This is a genomic window from Neorhizobium fuzhouense, from assembly GCF_042611105.1.
GTDB classification, from domain to species: domain Bacteria; phylum Pseudomonadota; class Alphaproteobacteria; order Rhizobiales; family Rhizobiaceae; genus Neorhizobium; species Neorhizobium galegae_A.
In genome coordinates, this window is the sequence record NZ_JBHFFP010000015.1 from 60,453 (window position 1) to 73,910 (window position 13,458).

Below are 13,458 nucleotides of genomic sequence, written 5' to 3' on the forward strand. Positions count from 1 at the left end.
CGTGACCGCCGGCATGGTCCTGCCGGCGGCGTGTCTGTCGAGGCTGTCCGCTCAGAGCACCAAACGGAATTTTGCAAAACCTTCGGCGCCGTCGCCGGCATCCTCGATTTTTGCGCCCTTCACGTCGGCGAGATACTGCCGGCCTTTCGGGCCGCTTTCGAAGACGGCGGTCGTGCCCGGCAACGGTTTGAACGACCAGTTGGCGTCGGCAGACGGATTGATCGTGCCCTCGGCGATGATGTAGCGCACGATCACGTCGCGGTTGGTGTCGGGTGCCACCAGGATCACCTTATCGCCGGCAATGTCGGGAAACTTGCCGCCGCCGCCGGCGCGGTAGTTGTTGGTGGCGACGACGAATTTCTGTGCCGGATCAATCGGTTTGCCGTCGAACTTCAGGTCCGTGATGCGGTTTGAATCCGGATTTGCCAGCTTGCCGTCCTTGTCGAAACGGGCCGGCTGCGACAGGTCGATCTGGTAGGTGACGCCGTCGATCACGTCATAATTATAGGAGGGGAAGGAGGTGCTGAGCAGCGGCACATCCTTTGCCCCTTCCGGCACCTGGTTGAACATGCCGGCTGACATTTCGAGCCAGTTTTTCACCTGCGCGCCGGTGATCAGCACCGCCTGCACCGTGTTCGGATAGAGATAGAGATCCGCCACGTTCTTGATGGCGATGTTGCCGGCCGGCACATCGGTAAAATAGTCCGGGCCGTTGCGGCCACCGGCCTTGAAGGGGGCCGCCGCCGAGAGCACCGGATAATCCTTGTACTGGCCTTCCTTCAGGAGATCCTTGACGTACCATGTCTGGGCATTGGAGACGATCTGCACCGACGGATCGTCGGCCACCAGCGCGAAATAGGAATAGAGCGGCGCTGACGTCTTGCCGACCGGACGGCGCACATAGGCAAGTGTTGCCTCATGCTCTTCCTTCACGGCGGCCACGATCTCCGCCTTGTCCTTGGCATCGGCCACCACCTTGCGGTTTTCGTCGCGGTGATAGATCGGCCGGGCTTCGGTGGTGAAATCGACGATCTTCCAGCTGTTGCCGTCCTTTTCGATCAGAAGATCGATGAGACCCATATGCGAGCCCCAGAAGCCGGCCATGACCGCCGGCTTGCCCATCAGCGTGCCCTTCTTGATATCGGCGCCGGCAATGCCGTCGAAATCCTTCGGGCCGGGGAAGACGAGATGCTGGTGGCCGGTGAAGATCGCATCGATGCCGTCGACGCCGGCCAGATACAGCGAGGCATTTTCCATGCGCTCGCTCTGGCCCGTGCCGTCGATGCCGGAGTGGGAGAGCGCGACGACGATGTCGGCGCCTTCTTCCTTCATGACCGGCACCCAGGCTTTCGCGGCTTCGACGATGTCACGCGTCTGCGCCTTGCCCTCGAGGTTCTTGGCGTCCCAGACCATGATCTGCGGCGGCACGAAGCCGATGAAGCCGATCTTCAGCGGGCTCGTGGCGCCGGAACCGTCGCGGATCTGCTTCTCGATGATCCGGTACGGCTTGAAGAACAGGTCGTCCTTCTTCGGGTCCGACGCAAGCTGGCCCTTGGTGAGGTTTGCGCAGACGACCGGGAATTTCGCGCCGGCCATGACGTTGAACAGGAAGTCGAGCCCGTAATTGAATTCGTGGTTGCCGAGCGTGCCGCAATCATAGCCGAGCACGTTCATCGCCTTCATCACGGGATGCAGGTCGCCGCCCTTCGTGCCCTTCTCATAGGCCATGTAATCGCCCATGGGATTGCCCTGCAACAGGTCGCCATTGTCGATCAGCATGGAATTGCCGGCTTCGGCGCGAACCTGGTCGATGAAGCTTGCGGTGCGCGACAGGCCCAGCGTGTCGTTCGGCTTATCGGCATAATAGTCGTAGGGCATGATGTTGACGTGGATATCAGTCGTCTCCATCAGCCGCAGATGCGCCTGGTTGGCGGCCGCGCGCGCTGCAAAGGGATGCAGCAGCACCAGCGCGGAGCCGGCGGCAAGGCCGCCCAGGAGCGAGCGGCGGGTCATGGAGTTCGGGGCGAGCAGCAGTGACATGGACGGTCCCTCGTTCGTTACAGCGCAAGTGTAGGGGCAATGCCACGGGGGCGCATCAGGAAAATGACAATGGCTCGGCCTTTAGATGCATATTTCAACATGTGCGCAGCTGCTCTCGGAACTTGGCGGATGCGGTCCGCATCCCTGTAAAATGAAGTCTTCGATATATCTGAGACAGCAAGTTCGCTCCTGCTTTTCCTTGCGCTGGCCTACGGTTCCAGGGGTTCGCTCAGGTCTCCTCAAAAAAAGATCGATCTTCGATAGGTCTGTATCTTGCGTTTCGGTGATTTTCGATTATCTTAGATATATCGAAAAACAATCGTGAGGAATAATCGATGTTTGGACACAGATGTGACGGCGGTCATCACCGCGGCAACCGGATGCGTATGGAACTGGAAGGCCTGTTTGCCATGCGCGGCGATGGTTTCGGTCGCGGCTTCGGCCGGGGCGGGCGGGGGCGAGGCCCCGACGATGGCGGGCAGGACGATGGCGGCGACAGCCGCATCGGGCGCTTCCTGCTGCAGGGCGATCTGCGCCTTCTGGTGCTGGCGCTGATCGAAAAGGAGCCGCGCCATGGCTATGAGATCATCCGCCATGTGGAGGAACTGACCTATGGCTTCTATGCGCCGAGCCCCGGCGTCATCTATCCGACGCTGACCTATCTGGAAGAAGCGGGCTATGTTTCTGCCGAAATGGATGGCAACAAGAAGCGTTATTCCATCACCGACGAGGGCCGCGCGCATCTCGACAGCAATCGCGGACTGGCGAGCGCCATTCTGGAGCGCCTCTCGATGGTGGCAGAACGCATCCGCCAGCGTCGCGAGGCCGGTCGAGGCCGGCGCGACGATCAGGGGCCGGATCTGCCCCGCAGTGTCGATGCCGCTCTCCTCAATCTGCGCGAGGTCATCGCGCGGCGCTTGAGCGAGGATGAACGCAGCGGAGGTGCCATCGTGAAGGCGCTTTTGCAGATGGCCGAGGATCTGCAGGCGGACGCGTCCCGCGACTGACCCCGCCTCGACTTGAGCCGGGCCGCGTCAGGCCCGGTCCACCCGGCATTGATAGCAGTTGTTGCGCGCCGAGCGGATATGCACATAGGCGATCTCGGGGCGTTGAAGAAGCGCATCGGCCCGCGCCGCAATCGCTTCCGTCGCGGTCACCGCGCCGGTGCCGTAGACGATGCGGTCGTTTTGCCCATAGCCGCGCACGATGTAATCCGGGCTGCTCAGCATCGGCGGCAGGATTTCCACCGCCTCGTAACGCGGGCAGTCGCGGCCATGCAGAAAGATCGGACCGGTTTCGGCATAGGGCTGCAGCGCCTCGAAGGGGCGGTAGGCAAGCACCAGCATCTCCTCGCCTTCAGCGATCATGTCGAGGCAATGGCGACACGGCATGCCGCCGCCGGGCGAGATCATGCGCTCGGGCACGTTTCCATAGGCGTCGACGCCGCCCTTGCGGAAGGTATCGGCCACTGGCGTGGGCATGGCGGTGAACTGGATGTTTGGCATGGCGGCATCCCTCTGTTGCGATGCTTGCGACCATGCGGACCGGGCGGCGTTGCCGCCACCCGATTCCTGCGCGTTACGCGGAAAAGTTCAGTCGCGCTTGGCAAGCGCCAGAAGCTCTGCATCCGACATGGGCTCAACCCAGGCCTCGTAGGTGCCGACAGGGGCAAAGCCCATCATCTGGTAGAGCGGCAGGGCGCGCGGGTGGTCCAGCGTGTTGGTGGTTACCGTCACCGTCTTCGGATTGAACTGCCAGGCGGCATAGAGCGCCTGCAGCAGGAACCATTTACCGATGCCAAGACCGAGCGCGTGTTCGAAGAGGCCGAAATAGCTGAGCTCCACCACGTCTTCATTCACGTGATTGAGTTCGAAGAAACCGGCCGGCGCTGCGTTCACGTAAAGGATGGTGACCGACACCCGTTCGTCGGTGAGGATCGCCGACAGCTCCTCGTCGCTGAGGCGCAGGCGGTTGTACCAGTGCCATCGCTTGCCGACCTGCCGGTAGAGATACCGATAATAATGAAGCGGAATGTTTTGGGCACTCATGAGTGCGGTATGGAGATTGACCGGCACGGCAAGGCTCTGGCGCGGCGGTGCCATCATTTCCAGACGCGTCACATGCGCCTTGAGCGGGCCGTGGGGCAAGGGCTCCAGCGGTTCGGCCGGGCCGGTGACGACCGGCGTATCGGAGCGTCCGCCCCATTCCGACCAGGAGCCGTCATAAAGCGAATTGCTGGTGTGGCCGAGGGATTCGAGCGCGAGCGTGACGACCGCGGCCGTGACGCCGGAGCCGCAGCTGGTGACGACCGGCCGCGACAGGTCGATGCCGGCTTCGGTCATCATCGTCTTCAGCGTGTCGAGGCTTTTCAGGTGGCCGCCCTCCGACAGGCTTGCGGCGGGAAGGCTGCGCGCGCCGGGCATGTGACCCGACCGCATGCCGGCGCGCGGTTCGGCCTCGTCACCGGTAAAGCGGCCGGGACCGCGCGCATCCACGACCTGCGCCGAGCCGCTGTCCACCACGGCGCGCATCTCGGTGAGGCTGGTGATGCGGCGGGCGCTGAGGCGCGGCGTGAAGATGGCAGGTTCAGGCTCGGGGAGTTCCGTCTCGAGCGGACGGCCGCTCGCCTTCCAGCCATCCAGGCCGCCATCCAGTACATAGACGTGTTCAGCCCCCATGACCCGCAGCATCCACCAGACGCGCGGCGCCGAGAAGAAGCCGGGACCGTCGTAGACGACGATGATGTCATGCTCGCTGATGCCGAGCTTGCCGACTTCGGTTGCGAAAAACTCCGGCGAGGGAAGCGAATGCGGCAGGCCGGTGGTGTGATCGGCAATGGCATCCTGGTCGAAGAACACGGCGCCCGGAATATGGCCGGCTGCATATTCAAGCGCGCCGTTGCGCCCCTGCGCCGGCAGATACCAGGAGGCGTCCACCACGCGAAAACCCGGGTCCGCAAGCTGGCTTTCCACCCATTCAGCGGAAACGACGAAGCGGCTTTGACCCGTGCTCATGGTGTTCTCTCCTCGATAGTCGGCGGCTTTTGACGCGCCCCGATGGTGTGTTGGAGCAAGGCGCCGCAACGGCGGGTTCAAGCGCTTTCGCTGTCCGGTGTCCCGAAGCGGATGCGCAGCCGGCGGTTTTCCTTGCCCTTCTTCTCGATCCGGGCAATGTAAACCGCCCCGACCTCCTGGGTTTCGGACACATGTGTGCCGCCGCAGGGTTGGCTGTCAACGGCGGAATTTTCGCCGATGCACACGAGGCTCACCCGGCCGAGACCGACTGGCGGGCGAACGTTCTTCGATTTGACGATATCCGGATTGGCCGCCAGTTCCTCGTCGGTAATCCATTGCAGGAAGACGGGGTGGTTCTCGGAGACGAGGCTCATCAGTTTGGCCGTCACCTCCTCCTTGTTCACCGTATCGCCCATGTCGAAATCGACACGCGATTCGTCTTCGCCGACGGCTGCACCGGTAATGGGGAAGGGGCAGACAACGGAAAGCAGGTGGCAGGCGGTGTGCATGCGCATCAGCTTGTAGCGCCGCGGCCAATCGACATGCAGGACAAGCTTTTCACCGAGCTGAGGCGCGGTCTGGCCGTCAAGCGGCACATGATGGATGATGTCTTTCGTCGCGCCATGCCGTGTCGGGCCGAGCAGGATCTTGGAGCCGTCGGCGCGCTCCAGAAATCCGGTATCCCCCGGCTGGCCGCCGGAGGTTGCGTAAAAACAGGTCTGGTCCAGCTCGATGGCGCCATCCTCGTGGACGGCTGTCACCGTGCCCTCTGCCGTGGAAAGATAGAAATCGTCACGGTAGAGGGCTTTCGTCGGCATGGAGATCCTCAGGCTTGCTGGAAGGGAATGACAATATCCCGTTTCTCTACCAGCCATTGCGGGATCGGCAAACCCTTCGAGGAGAGGAAGTCCGGATTGAACAGCTTGGACTGGTAGCGGTTGCCATAGTCGCACAGGATCGTCACGATCGTGTGGCCGGGGCCGAGATCCCGAGCCAGGCGAATGGCGCCGGCAATATTGATGCCGGACGAGCCGCCGAGGCAAAGTCCCTCTTCTTCCACCAGATCGAACACCGTCGGCAAGGCTTCGGCATCAGTGATGCGATAGGCGTAGTCGGGCGTAAAATCCTCGAGATTCGCGGTAATCCGGCCCTGACCGATGCCTTCGGTGATCGAAGACCCTTCCGATTTCAGTTCGCCATGGGTGTAGAATTCATAAAGGGCCGCCCCTTCCGGATCGGCAAGGCCGATCTTTATGGCGGGGTTCTTCGCCTTCAGGCCCATGCCGGTGCCGGCAAGGGTTCCGCCGGAGCCAACGGCACAGATGAAGCCATCCACCTTGCCGTCCGTCTGCGCCCAGATTTCCTCGGCCGTCGTTTCGATGTGCGCCTGCCGGTTGGCGATATTGTCGAATTGATTGGCCCAGATCGCGCCATTCGGTTCGGTCTTTGCCAGTTCCTCGGCAAGGCGTCCGGACAGTTTGACGTAATTGTTGGGGTTCTTGTAGGGAACGGCCGGCACTTCGACCAGCTCGGCCCCGAGAAGCCGCAGCGCATCCTTCTTTTCCTGGCTCTGCGTTTCCGGAATGACGATGACGGTGCGATAGCGGAGCGCCTTGGCGACCAGTGTCAGGCCGATACCGGTGTTGCCGGCCGTGCCTTCGACGATCACTCCGCCCGGCCGCAGCAGGCCCTTCTTTTCCGCATCCCGGATGATGTAGAGGGCGGCGCGGTCTTTTACGGACTGGCCGGGATTGAGAAATTCTGCCTTGCCGAGAATTTCGCAGCTCGTCAGCTCGGACGGGCCTTTGAGGCGGATCAGAGGCGTATTGCCGATCACACTCAGCACGGACGGATTGATAGTCATGGGGATGCCCTACCTTGCAAATATTGGCTGAAATGCTTTTCCGACGTTGAGGGGCGCTCGGCAAGGAAATACGTTCTGCATCCACACCTGCGCGTGCAAAAACCGTTCGGATTTTTTCAGCCGCTTAAGGTGCCGTTGCAAACCAGCTCTGCCGGTCGGTGCCTGTCAGACGGCGAAAAAAAAGGGGCGGCCTTCAGCCACCCCTTTCGATAGATCGCTACCGACCCTGTGTCGGTGGCCGGTGTCAGCACTGCGTGCGCGATACCGGGCTCTTGGAGGCTTCGACCTGATCGGCCGGAACCGGTGCGCTGCAATTGCCCTGCAGAGACAGGGACGTGCCGCTATGCGCCGGCGGGGTCGTGCTGTAGGTCATCGTCGGATCAACCGTGCCCGCACCGGACGTCGTGCCGTAGCCGGAATTCGTCGATACGCCATAGCCCGTGTCGGAGCCAGCCGAGGAACTCCCGCTCATCGAGGTCTGTGCGACAGCGCCACCTGCAAGGCCAAGCGAGAGGATGGAGACGGTCATCAGTGTCTTGATCATGAGTGTTACTCCTGTTTTTCGTTCAGGCATTCCGATTGTGCCGTGGATAGAACCGATGAAAACAGGAGTGGTTCCGAATTTTTAACTCTTTGGCGCGGCTCAGCCTGAAACCGGGCTCGACGGTCAGCTGAAGCGCAAGGGCATCTGCACGCCTTTCGGGACGTAAAGAGGCTTTTGGCTCGCGATCTGGATTCGCTGAAAAGTGTTGCGGCGTTCTTCAGCCGCTTTTTCCCGCAGGGCGCGGGAGGCGGCAACGGCGGCCAGAGCATTCTGTACGGCCTGTTCTGCGCTTGTCATAAGGCATCTCCGTATTTGTTCTCTTTTTGTTCTAATTCTGTTTGCGACTCACGTCAAGGGGTTGTTGACGGTTTGCTGATGAAGCAAGGCCTCGATGGCCAGGCGGGCAGGAGAGGGGTGTCGCGGAGAGGGCCGGCGAGCGGGTGCCGAAATCTGCGGGAAGAACGAAAAAAGCCGGTTCACAGAGGAACCGGCTTTGATCTATAATCAGTCAATCACTGAAGAAACTGGCTCCCCGGGCCGGATTCGAACCGGCGACCTGTCGATTAACAGTCGAATGCTCTACCGCTGAGCTACCAGGGAACATCGCGTCGCCGCGGTGTGAGCGGGGTAATACAAACGCTTGGCGGTTTTGCCAAGCGGTTTTTTCAAAAAAATTTCACGCGCTTGCTTTATCCACATTCCCTTCCCATCTGGCGAACGACAACAGGCGATGCTGCTGGAAGGTGAAACAGGTGGACCAAAGGGAAAAGGCAGGGAAATTCGGCTTCGACGCAGCCAGTGGCCGGTTGCATCTGGGGCGTGTGCGCGTTCCCATGCCGCGGTCGCGCATTGGGCGCATCAGCGTCGGTACGGCGCTGATTGGCGGCGGTGCACTGGGCTTTCTGCCGATTCTCGGTTTCTGGATGTTGCCGCTCGGGCTTCTGGTCCTGTCGCACGATCTGCCTTACGTGCGCCGCAAGCGCCGCCGCCTCACCCTCTGGTGGGGACGCAAGCGCGCCGCGCGGCAGAAGTCATAACAACAGCAGGCCGTTTATCAGTATCCGCCGCCGCGGCTTCCGGTCTTCGCGCGAGATCGTGCGATCAAGCAAAGGTTCCGGCAAGTCCTTTCCCGGCGGCAATGGCCATGAAGGTCAACGCGCCAAAATAAACAGTGGTGATCGCCAGGAACAGATAACCGCCCAGCACCACCAGCCCATCCCGCTGCATCATGCCGGTCGACAGCAGCAGGATCGCAATACCCGGCAGCGTGTTCGAAAAGGGGATGAGGCCGAGCGGAAACATCAGCAGCACGCCGCCAAAGGTAATGGCAAGGGCGTTGATGCGGCCAATGGCGCCACCGGCAGTCAGAGCCGCCAGGCGCGGCTTGAAAAAGCGATCCACGCGGCCGACCAGATGCGCGCCCTTTTCCAGCGCCGGAACCAGCTTTGCCGAATCAAGCTTGCGGTCCAGAATGCGGGCCGGCAGCCAGGGCATGCGGTTGAGGCAGATGGCGATGCTGACCAGAATGATCGCCGCCCCGAACACGGTGCTGACGCCGGGAATGGACACCGGGATGAGGAACGGCAGCGACGCCACGGCGCAGATCAGCAGCAGCCCCTGTTCACCCACCTGGTCCATCAGATCGCGCAGGCTGACCGTCTTGCCTCGGATACCGCTGATCAGATCACGGAGCGTCTGGCTGAGCGATCTGGATGTATCGTCAAAGGTCATGGTCTGCTGCACGAGAAGGCTCCCGGATTATTTCACCGGAGAGACTTTAACAGCATTCCCGTGATGCTTGAAGGGAAACCGGCCTTCAACAGCTGCAAGCGGCAGCCGATGAATGCAATCCCGCTTCCAGCCGCATCAATGTGAATTGTGCCATCGATCATAGGCGCCGCAAGCCAGAACCAGGGCGAGAACGGCCAGAATATAGGGATTAAGGGCCGTCACGAGCGTGAGATAATGCATTGCCGGTCTCCTCAAACCGAAATGACAAGGCGCCGAGCCCACTCCTCAATGCGCTCGACTAGGCTATCATAACAGAATTTTGATCGATCGGCCATCCATGTCCGACGCTCGGCGGACAGGTCCATTCTTACATTCTTTCGTAATGATGGATGCATGTAGGCGCGCCAGACGTGTCACTGTTCAGGTTCCCGCAAGCTTGGCGGGTCACACAGACGTCAGAAAGAGCGAAGGACTGCGAGGGGGCAAGCATGGCATCGACATTGCGGTTGATCAGGGGCGGGTTGTACCAGCCGGTTGAAGAACTGGCGCCGCCGACCGTTGCAGACGTCTACGTCGAGGCCGCACGGCGCCTCAGCGAACGCGGCTATGACGGGCATCGCCTGCGCTCGCTCGGTCTCGGTGTCCGCATGCCGCAGGAGATCCGCGACCTGAAGCTTCGGATCAGCTATGTGGTCGAGGCTTTGCTGACCGCACCCGAGATCCCGGTCAATTTTCGCGATGACGCTTACTGGCCTGTCTGAGCCTTTACGAGGCCGTGCCGCACGGCATTAGGCGTTGCGGCCACATGTTCTGAGCGCCGGCGCATGTCCTTTGACCACGCGATCTGGCGCGATGCCGCGGACCCACTTTCTGTAATCTATAGGCGCGTGTCAGAAGCTGCTGGACAAGCCAGTCGACGCGACACGCCTTGCTGATGGGTTAGCTTCGGACCAGAATGCCGGCCTCGTTGGCTGCATCGACAAAGGCCTTGCGGGCATCTTCCGGCTTGCTTTTGCGCGCGTCGACGGCTGCGCAGATGGCGAGCGCGCGGTCGAGCGCCGGCCCGTCTTCAACCGGCCAATCCTCGATCATGGCCCAGGCGGCAGCCTGGGTGGTGGTGATGAGGGTTTCTTCCGGCGGTTCACCGATCAGGATGGCAACCGGTTTGCTCCAGGGCGTGTTCATAAGATTTCCAATCTTGCAGGGACACGGGATGTGCCCGACCATTGCCGGGCAGGGGCATCACGGCGCGTGGTGCGCCCGACGCCCTGCCGCAATCCCATGCGGTCTTAGCGAATGCGCCATCCGGCGACAAGCTGCCGTCCCCTGAGATCACGGTGAAGAGGCATGTCCAGTCGGCCGGCCGCCGTTGCAAATCCGGTCAAGTCGCATGTTTCGCACGCCCTTGCGGCGCCACACCCGGTTCACGGGCTCAGTCTTGAAAATTCGATGTCATGGCGCGGCGTGTGCCCGGCATACTTGACGGCGAGCGGCAGGGAAACCACGAACAGGACGAGGCCAAGGACAAAAGCCGTTCCGTGCAATGCCATACTATTCCCCCTTGTGCATATAACCGAGGAAGAATGTAAGATGGTAAGCTTAACCGTACCTGAATGCGGTTTGCAGCATTGACGACCGGCGGTTGCGAGTGTCCCGATATGGCGAACGCCTACGCGCCATTGCCGGGCTCGATGTCCTGCGCCGTCCCTTTCGGGTGAGGTTCAAAACCGTCCGACGGGGCGACGGTCGACAAGGGATCTGCCGCCGGCTGGAGGTGCGGCGGGCGTTGCGGCAGCGCATAGCGGATTCGCACGGCAGAGTGTCGCTCCTGCAGCAGATCGAGGAAACGCTTGCGCAACTGCGACATCTCGATGGTGCCGGCAATCCAGTCGTTGATCGCACAGAGAAATTGCGGATCCGTCTCAAAGGCCATGCCATGGGCATCGAGTCGCTGGATGACCTGTTCCACGATCCTGCGCCTCTTGTCCTCGGTCATGCCTGCACTGCCGTTAAAGGATGCGATGGCCATGCCACCGCATCACTGTATTCCACGATTCCGGTTCGGTCTTCGACCGCCTAGTCGGGGTATTGCGACGTCATTCGGACGCAATTACGGCGGTGATGAGATCGCGTCGTTGATCGGTGGCGTGCGGCCCCTTGGGGGCAGGCAGGCTCTTACCAGAGGCCGGTCTGACGCCAGGCGCACAGAATGACGATGACGGATACGCCCATGGCAATGCGTGCGACGATGCGTGTGATCCTCTGGATCGGAATATCCGAAAGGGCTGCGACGGAGGTCTGTCTGCTCGACGTTTTGTCGGTATCCAGCTGCACAATGGTCATTGCTACTCTGTCTCGTTTACGCGTTGCCGGCGAGATCACCTTGCGATTAACACGCCGTCCTGACGTGTGGCTTACGTCGCAGGGGATCTAACGCCTCTGCTGAGTGCCGGTTCCGTCAGTTCGATCTCATCATGCTAACTAGTTCGCATTCGCGCAGTTCAAGGCGAAGCTACCATCAAAGGGGTCGATTGCCTGTCACATTGTGTGGCAGGTTGTAATGAAATGGAACTTGGTGCGCCAAAGTCACACAGTTGCCACATCGTCGCTGCGCCAAAACCGGATTTCCGCTATAGGCTGAAACGGTGATGGAGGAGGACCTGGGGGAGTGACGCCTGGTTCGGCTTGTGGCCGCACCAAAATGAAATCCCAGATCGAGGGCCTCCGTGATGACCCGCATTCTCCTGGCTTTTTGCTTTTCCGCTACCGTGGCAGCACCCGTGTCCGCCGAAGAACCCTTGATCATCTGGGTCCCGAGCAAAACCTCCGACACGTCCTACGCAGCACGGATGGGGTTGCGCATTCCCGGCTGGACGGCGGCCTCTGCCGGGCTGGAGACGGGTGTGGCGTCTGCCGTGGCGGGCGGCCCGGTCGACATGCCCGTCAGGCTGTGGGGGCAGGTGAGGGCGGAGCAGCTGACGACACCGGCACTGCAGCTCAACCGCACTATCGATTTCACCCTCAATGCGCTGACCGGCAGCGCGGCTGCGCAGATGAGCCGAAGCGAAAAGGAAATCCTGACGCCTGATCTCGACCTGCAGGTGAGCCGCACCTATGCCATGCGCTATGACGGCGGCACAGAGAGCTGGAGCGGGCTGGACGTGAACCAGGCGCTGAAGCTCTCCTATGGCGATACCGGGTCGGCCATCCAGGTGAAAGCGGGCGCCATCGACAGTTTCAAGCGGGTCGGCGGGGGCGTCGTGCTCGAGCAGAAGATCGGCGACCGGTTGAAGATCACTGGCGAGATGAACCGCGCAGCCGGCGGCGACTCGACCGGACGCGTGAATGCCCGCTATTTTTTCCGCTGGTAAAGGGCGAAGTGATGGGATGACCACTCGATGCGGCGCAGGTCGAACAACGACAAAAGGGCGCACGCGGCGCCCTTTTGCCTGGCTGGTGGGTCTTGTGCCCTCAGTGCAGGATCTGGCTGAGGAAGAGCTTTGTGCGCTCGTGCTGCGGATTGTCGAAGAAGGCAGCCGGTGCATTCTGCTCGACGATCTGGCCCTGGTCCATGAAGATCACCCGGTCGGCAACCTGGCGGGCAAAGCCCATTTCGTGCGTCACGCACAGCATGGTCATGCCTTCTTCGGCAAGGCTCACCATGGTGTCCAGCACTTCCTTGACCATTTCCGGATCGAGCGCCGAGGTGGGTTCATCGAACAGCATGATCTTCGGTTTCATGCACAGCGAGCGGGCAATAGCCACGCGCTGCTGCTGACCGCCGGAAAGCTGGCCGGGATATTTGTTGGCCTGCTCGGGGATCTTGACGCGCTTCAGATAGTGCATCGCGACCTCTTCGGCCTCCTTCTTCGGCATCTTGCGGACCCAGATCGGCGCGAGCGTGCAGTTTTCGAGGATCGTCAGATGCGGAAAGAGGTTGAAGTGCTGGAAGACCATGCCGACTTCGCGGCGCACTTCGTCGATCTTCTTCAGGTCGTTGGTAAGCTCGATGCCGTCGACGAGGATCTGACCGGACTGGTGTTCCTCCAGCCGGTTGATGCAGCGGATCATCGTCGACTTGCCGGAGCCCGAGGGCCCGGCAATGACGATCCGCTCGCCGTTCTTCACCTTGAGATTGATGTCGCGCAGGACGTGAAAATCACCGTACCACTTGTTCATCGCCGTGATTTCGATCGCGACGCCGCTCTGGGAAACGGCCACATTTGACTTTGGTGCTTGGGTAGCGGACATGATGTTCCCCTTGA

Annotated in this window: 17 protein-coding genes and 1 tRNA gene; 4 read left to right on the forward strand and 14 right to left on the reverse strand. The window is 61.2% G+C overall.

Annotation, left to right across the window (positions count from 1 at the left end):
* Positions 1-51: 51 nt before the first annotated feature.
* Positions 52-2,040, reverse strand: a complete 1,989-nt coding sequence (locus ACEXP3_RS22100) for a bifunctional 2',3'-cyclic-nucleotide 2'-phosphodiesterase/3'-nucleotidase (protein WP_377299383.1) — start codon at positions 2,038-2,040, stop codon at positions 52-54.
* Between the two features lie 335 nt (positions 2,041-2,375).
* Here ACEXP3_RS22100 and ACEXP3_RS22105 point away from each other — a divergent pair, with 335 nt between their 5' ends.
* Positions 2,376-3,047 carry a PadR family transcriptional regulator gene (locus tag ACEXP3_RS22105; protein WP_377299384.1) on the forward strand — a complete coding sequence of 224 codons (672 nt, stop codon included), beginning with the start codon at positions 2,376-2,378 and terminating at the stop codon, positions 3,045-3,047.
* A 27-nt stretch (positions 3,048-3,074) separates the two neighbouring features.
* Here ACEXP3_RS22105 and ACEXP3_RS22110 read toward each other — a convergent pair whose 3' ends face one another.
* The 7 genes from ACEXP3_RS22110 to ACEXP3_RS22140 all read right to left on the reverse strand — a co-directional run bounded on the left by ACEXP3_RS22110 (position 3,075) and on the right by ACEXP3_RS22140 (position 8,062).
* Positions 3,075-3,545, reverse strand: a complete 471-nt coding sequence (locus ACEXP3_RS22110) for a DUF1203 domain-containing protein (RefSeq protein WP_377299385.1) — start codon at positions 3,543-3,545, stop codon at positions 3,075-3,077.
* Positions 3,546-3,632: 87 nt separating this feature from the next.
* Positions 3,633-5,054, reverse strand: a complete 1,422-nt coding sequence (gene sseA / locus ACEXP3_RS22115) for a 3-mercaptopyruvate sulfurtransferase (RefSeq protein ID WP_377299386.1) — start codon at positions 5,052-5,054, stop codon at positions 3,633-3,635.
* 77 nt (positions 5,055-5,131) lie between these two features.
* A complete protein-coding gene (locus ACEXP3_RS22120) occupies positions 5,132-5,872 on the reverse strand; it encodes an alanyl-tRNA editing protein (RefSeq protein WP_377299387.1) in 741 nt (246 codons plus the stop codon).
* Positions 5,873-5,880: 8 nt separating this feature from the next.
* Positions 5,881-6,918: a cysteine synthase A gene (locus ACEXP3_RS22125; RefSeq protein ID WP_377299388.1), complete on the reverse strand. Its 1,038-nt coding sequence runs from the start codon at positions 6,916-6,918 to the stop codon at positions 5,881-5,883.
* A 244-nt stretch (positions 6,919-7,162) separates the two neighbouring features.
* Positions 7,163-7,462, reverse strand: a complete 300-nt coding sequence (locus tag ACEXP3_RS22130) for a hypothetical protein (protein ID WP_210105182.1) — start codon at positions 7,460-7,462, stop codon at positions 7,163-7,165.
* Positions 7,463-7,585: 123 nt separating this feature from the next.
* Positions 7,586-7,759, reverse strand: coding sequence for a hypothetical protein (locus ACEXP3_RS22135; RefSeq protein ID WP_210105181.1), 174 nt, complete (start codon positions 7,757-7,759; stop codon positions 7,586-7,588).
* 228 nt (positions 7,760-7,987) lie between these two features.
* A tRNA-Asn gene (locus tag ACEXP3_RS22140) sits at positions 7,988-8,062 on the reverse strand.
* A 233-nt stretch (positions 8,063-8,295) separates the two neighbouring features.
* Here ACEXP3_RS22140 and ACEXP3_RS22145 point away from each other — a divergent pair.
* Positions 8,296-8,499, forward strand: a complete 204-nt coding sequence (locus ACEXP3_RS22145; protein WP_245365965.1) for a hypothetical protein — start codon at positions 8,296-8,298, stop codon at positions 8,497-8,499.
* Between the two features lie 64 nt (positions 8,500-8,563).
* Here the strand turns inward: ACEXP3_RS22145 and ACEXP3_RS22150 are convergent, their stop codons facing one another.
* Positions 8,564-9,205, reverse strand: coding sequence for an exopolysaccharide biosynthesis protein (locus ACEXP3_RS22150; protein ID WP_377299389.1), 642 nt, complete (start codon positions 9,203-9,205; stop codon positions 8,564-8,566).
* Between the two features lie 476 nt (positions 9,206-9,681).
* Between ACEXP3_RS22150 and ACEXP3_RS22155 the strand changes: the two genes are divergently transcribed.
* Positions 9,682-9,954, forward strand: a complete 273-nt coding sequence (locus ACEXP3_RS22155) for a hypothetical protein (RefSeq protein WP_210105179.1) — start codon at positions 9,682-9,684, stop codon at positions 9,952-9,954.
* 178 nt (positions 9,955-10,132) lie between these two features.
* On the opposite strand, the gene ACEXP3_RS22160 is transcribed toward ACEXP3_RS22155, so the two are convergent.
* From ACEXP3_RS22160 to ACEXP3_RS22175, 4 genes are all read right to left on the reverse strand, one after another.
* Entirely contained in the window at positions 10,133-10,378 is a 246-nt protein-coding gene (locus tag ACEXP3_RS22160; protein WP_377299390.1) for a DUF982 domain-containing protein, read from the reverse strand.
* Positions 10,379-10,617: 239 nt separating this feature from the next.
* On the reverse strand, positions 10,618-10,743 hold the full coding sequence (locus ACEXP3_RS22165; protein WP_377299391.1) for a hypothetical protein: 126 nt from the start codon (positions 10,741-10,743) through the stop codon (positions 10,618-10,620).
* A 119-nt stretch (positions 10,744-10,862) separates the two neighbouring features.
* A complete protein-coding gene (locus tag ACEXP3_RS22170; protein WP_377299392.1) occupies positions 10,863-11,222 on the reverse strand; it encodes a hypothetical protein in 360 nt (119 codons plus the stop codon).
* 146 nt (positions 11,223-11,368) lie between these two features.
* Positions 11,369-11,536, reverse strand: a complete 168-nt coding sequence (locus tag ACEXP3_RS22175; protein WP_210105176.1) for a hypothetical protein — start codon at positions 11,534-11,536, stop codon at positions 11,369-11,371.
* A gap of 386 nt (positions 11,537-11,922) precedes the next feature.
* Here ACEXP3_RS22175 and ACEXP3_RS22180 point away from each other — a divergent pair, with 386 nt between their 5' ends.
* Positions 11,923-12,564 carry a hypothetical protein gene (locus ACEXP3_RS22180; RefSeq protein WP_377299393.1) on the forward strand — a complete coding sequence of 214 codons (642 nt, stop codon included), beginning with the start codon at positions 11,923-11,925 and terminating at the stop codon, positions 12,562-12,564.
* Positions 12,565-12,664: 100 nt separating this feature from the next.
* On the opposite strand, the gene ACEXP3_RS22185 is transcribed toward ACEXP3_RS22180, so the two are convergent.
* Complete coding sequence (locus ACEXP3_RS22185; protein WP_377299394.1) at positions 12,665-13,444, reverse strand: amino acid ABC transporter ATP-binding protein; 780 nt, start codon at positions 13,442-13,444, stop codon at positions 12,665-12,667.
* Positions 13,445-13,458: the final 14 nt, after the last annotated feature.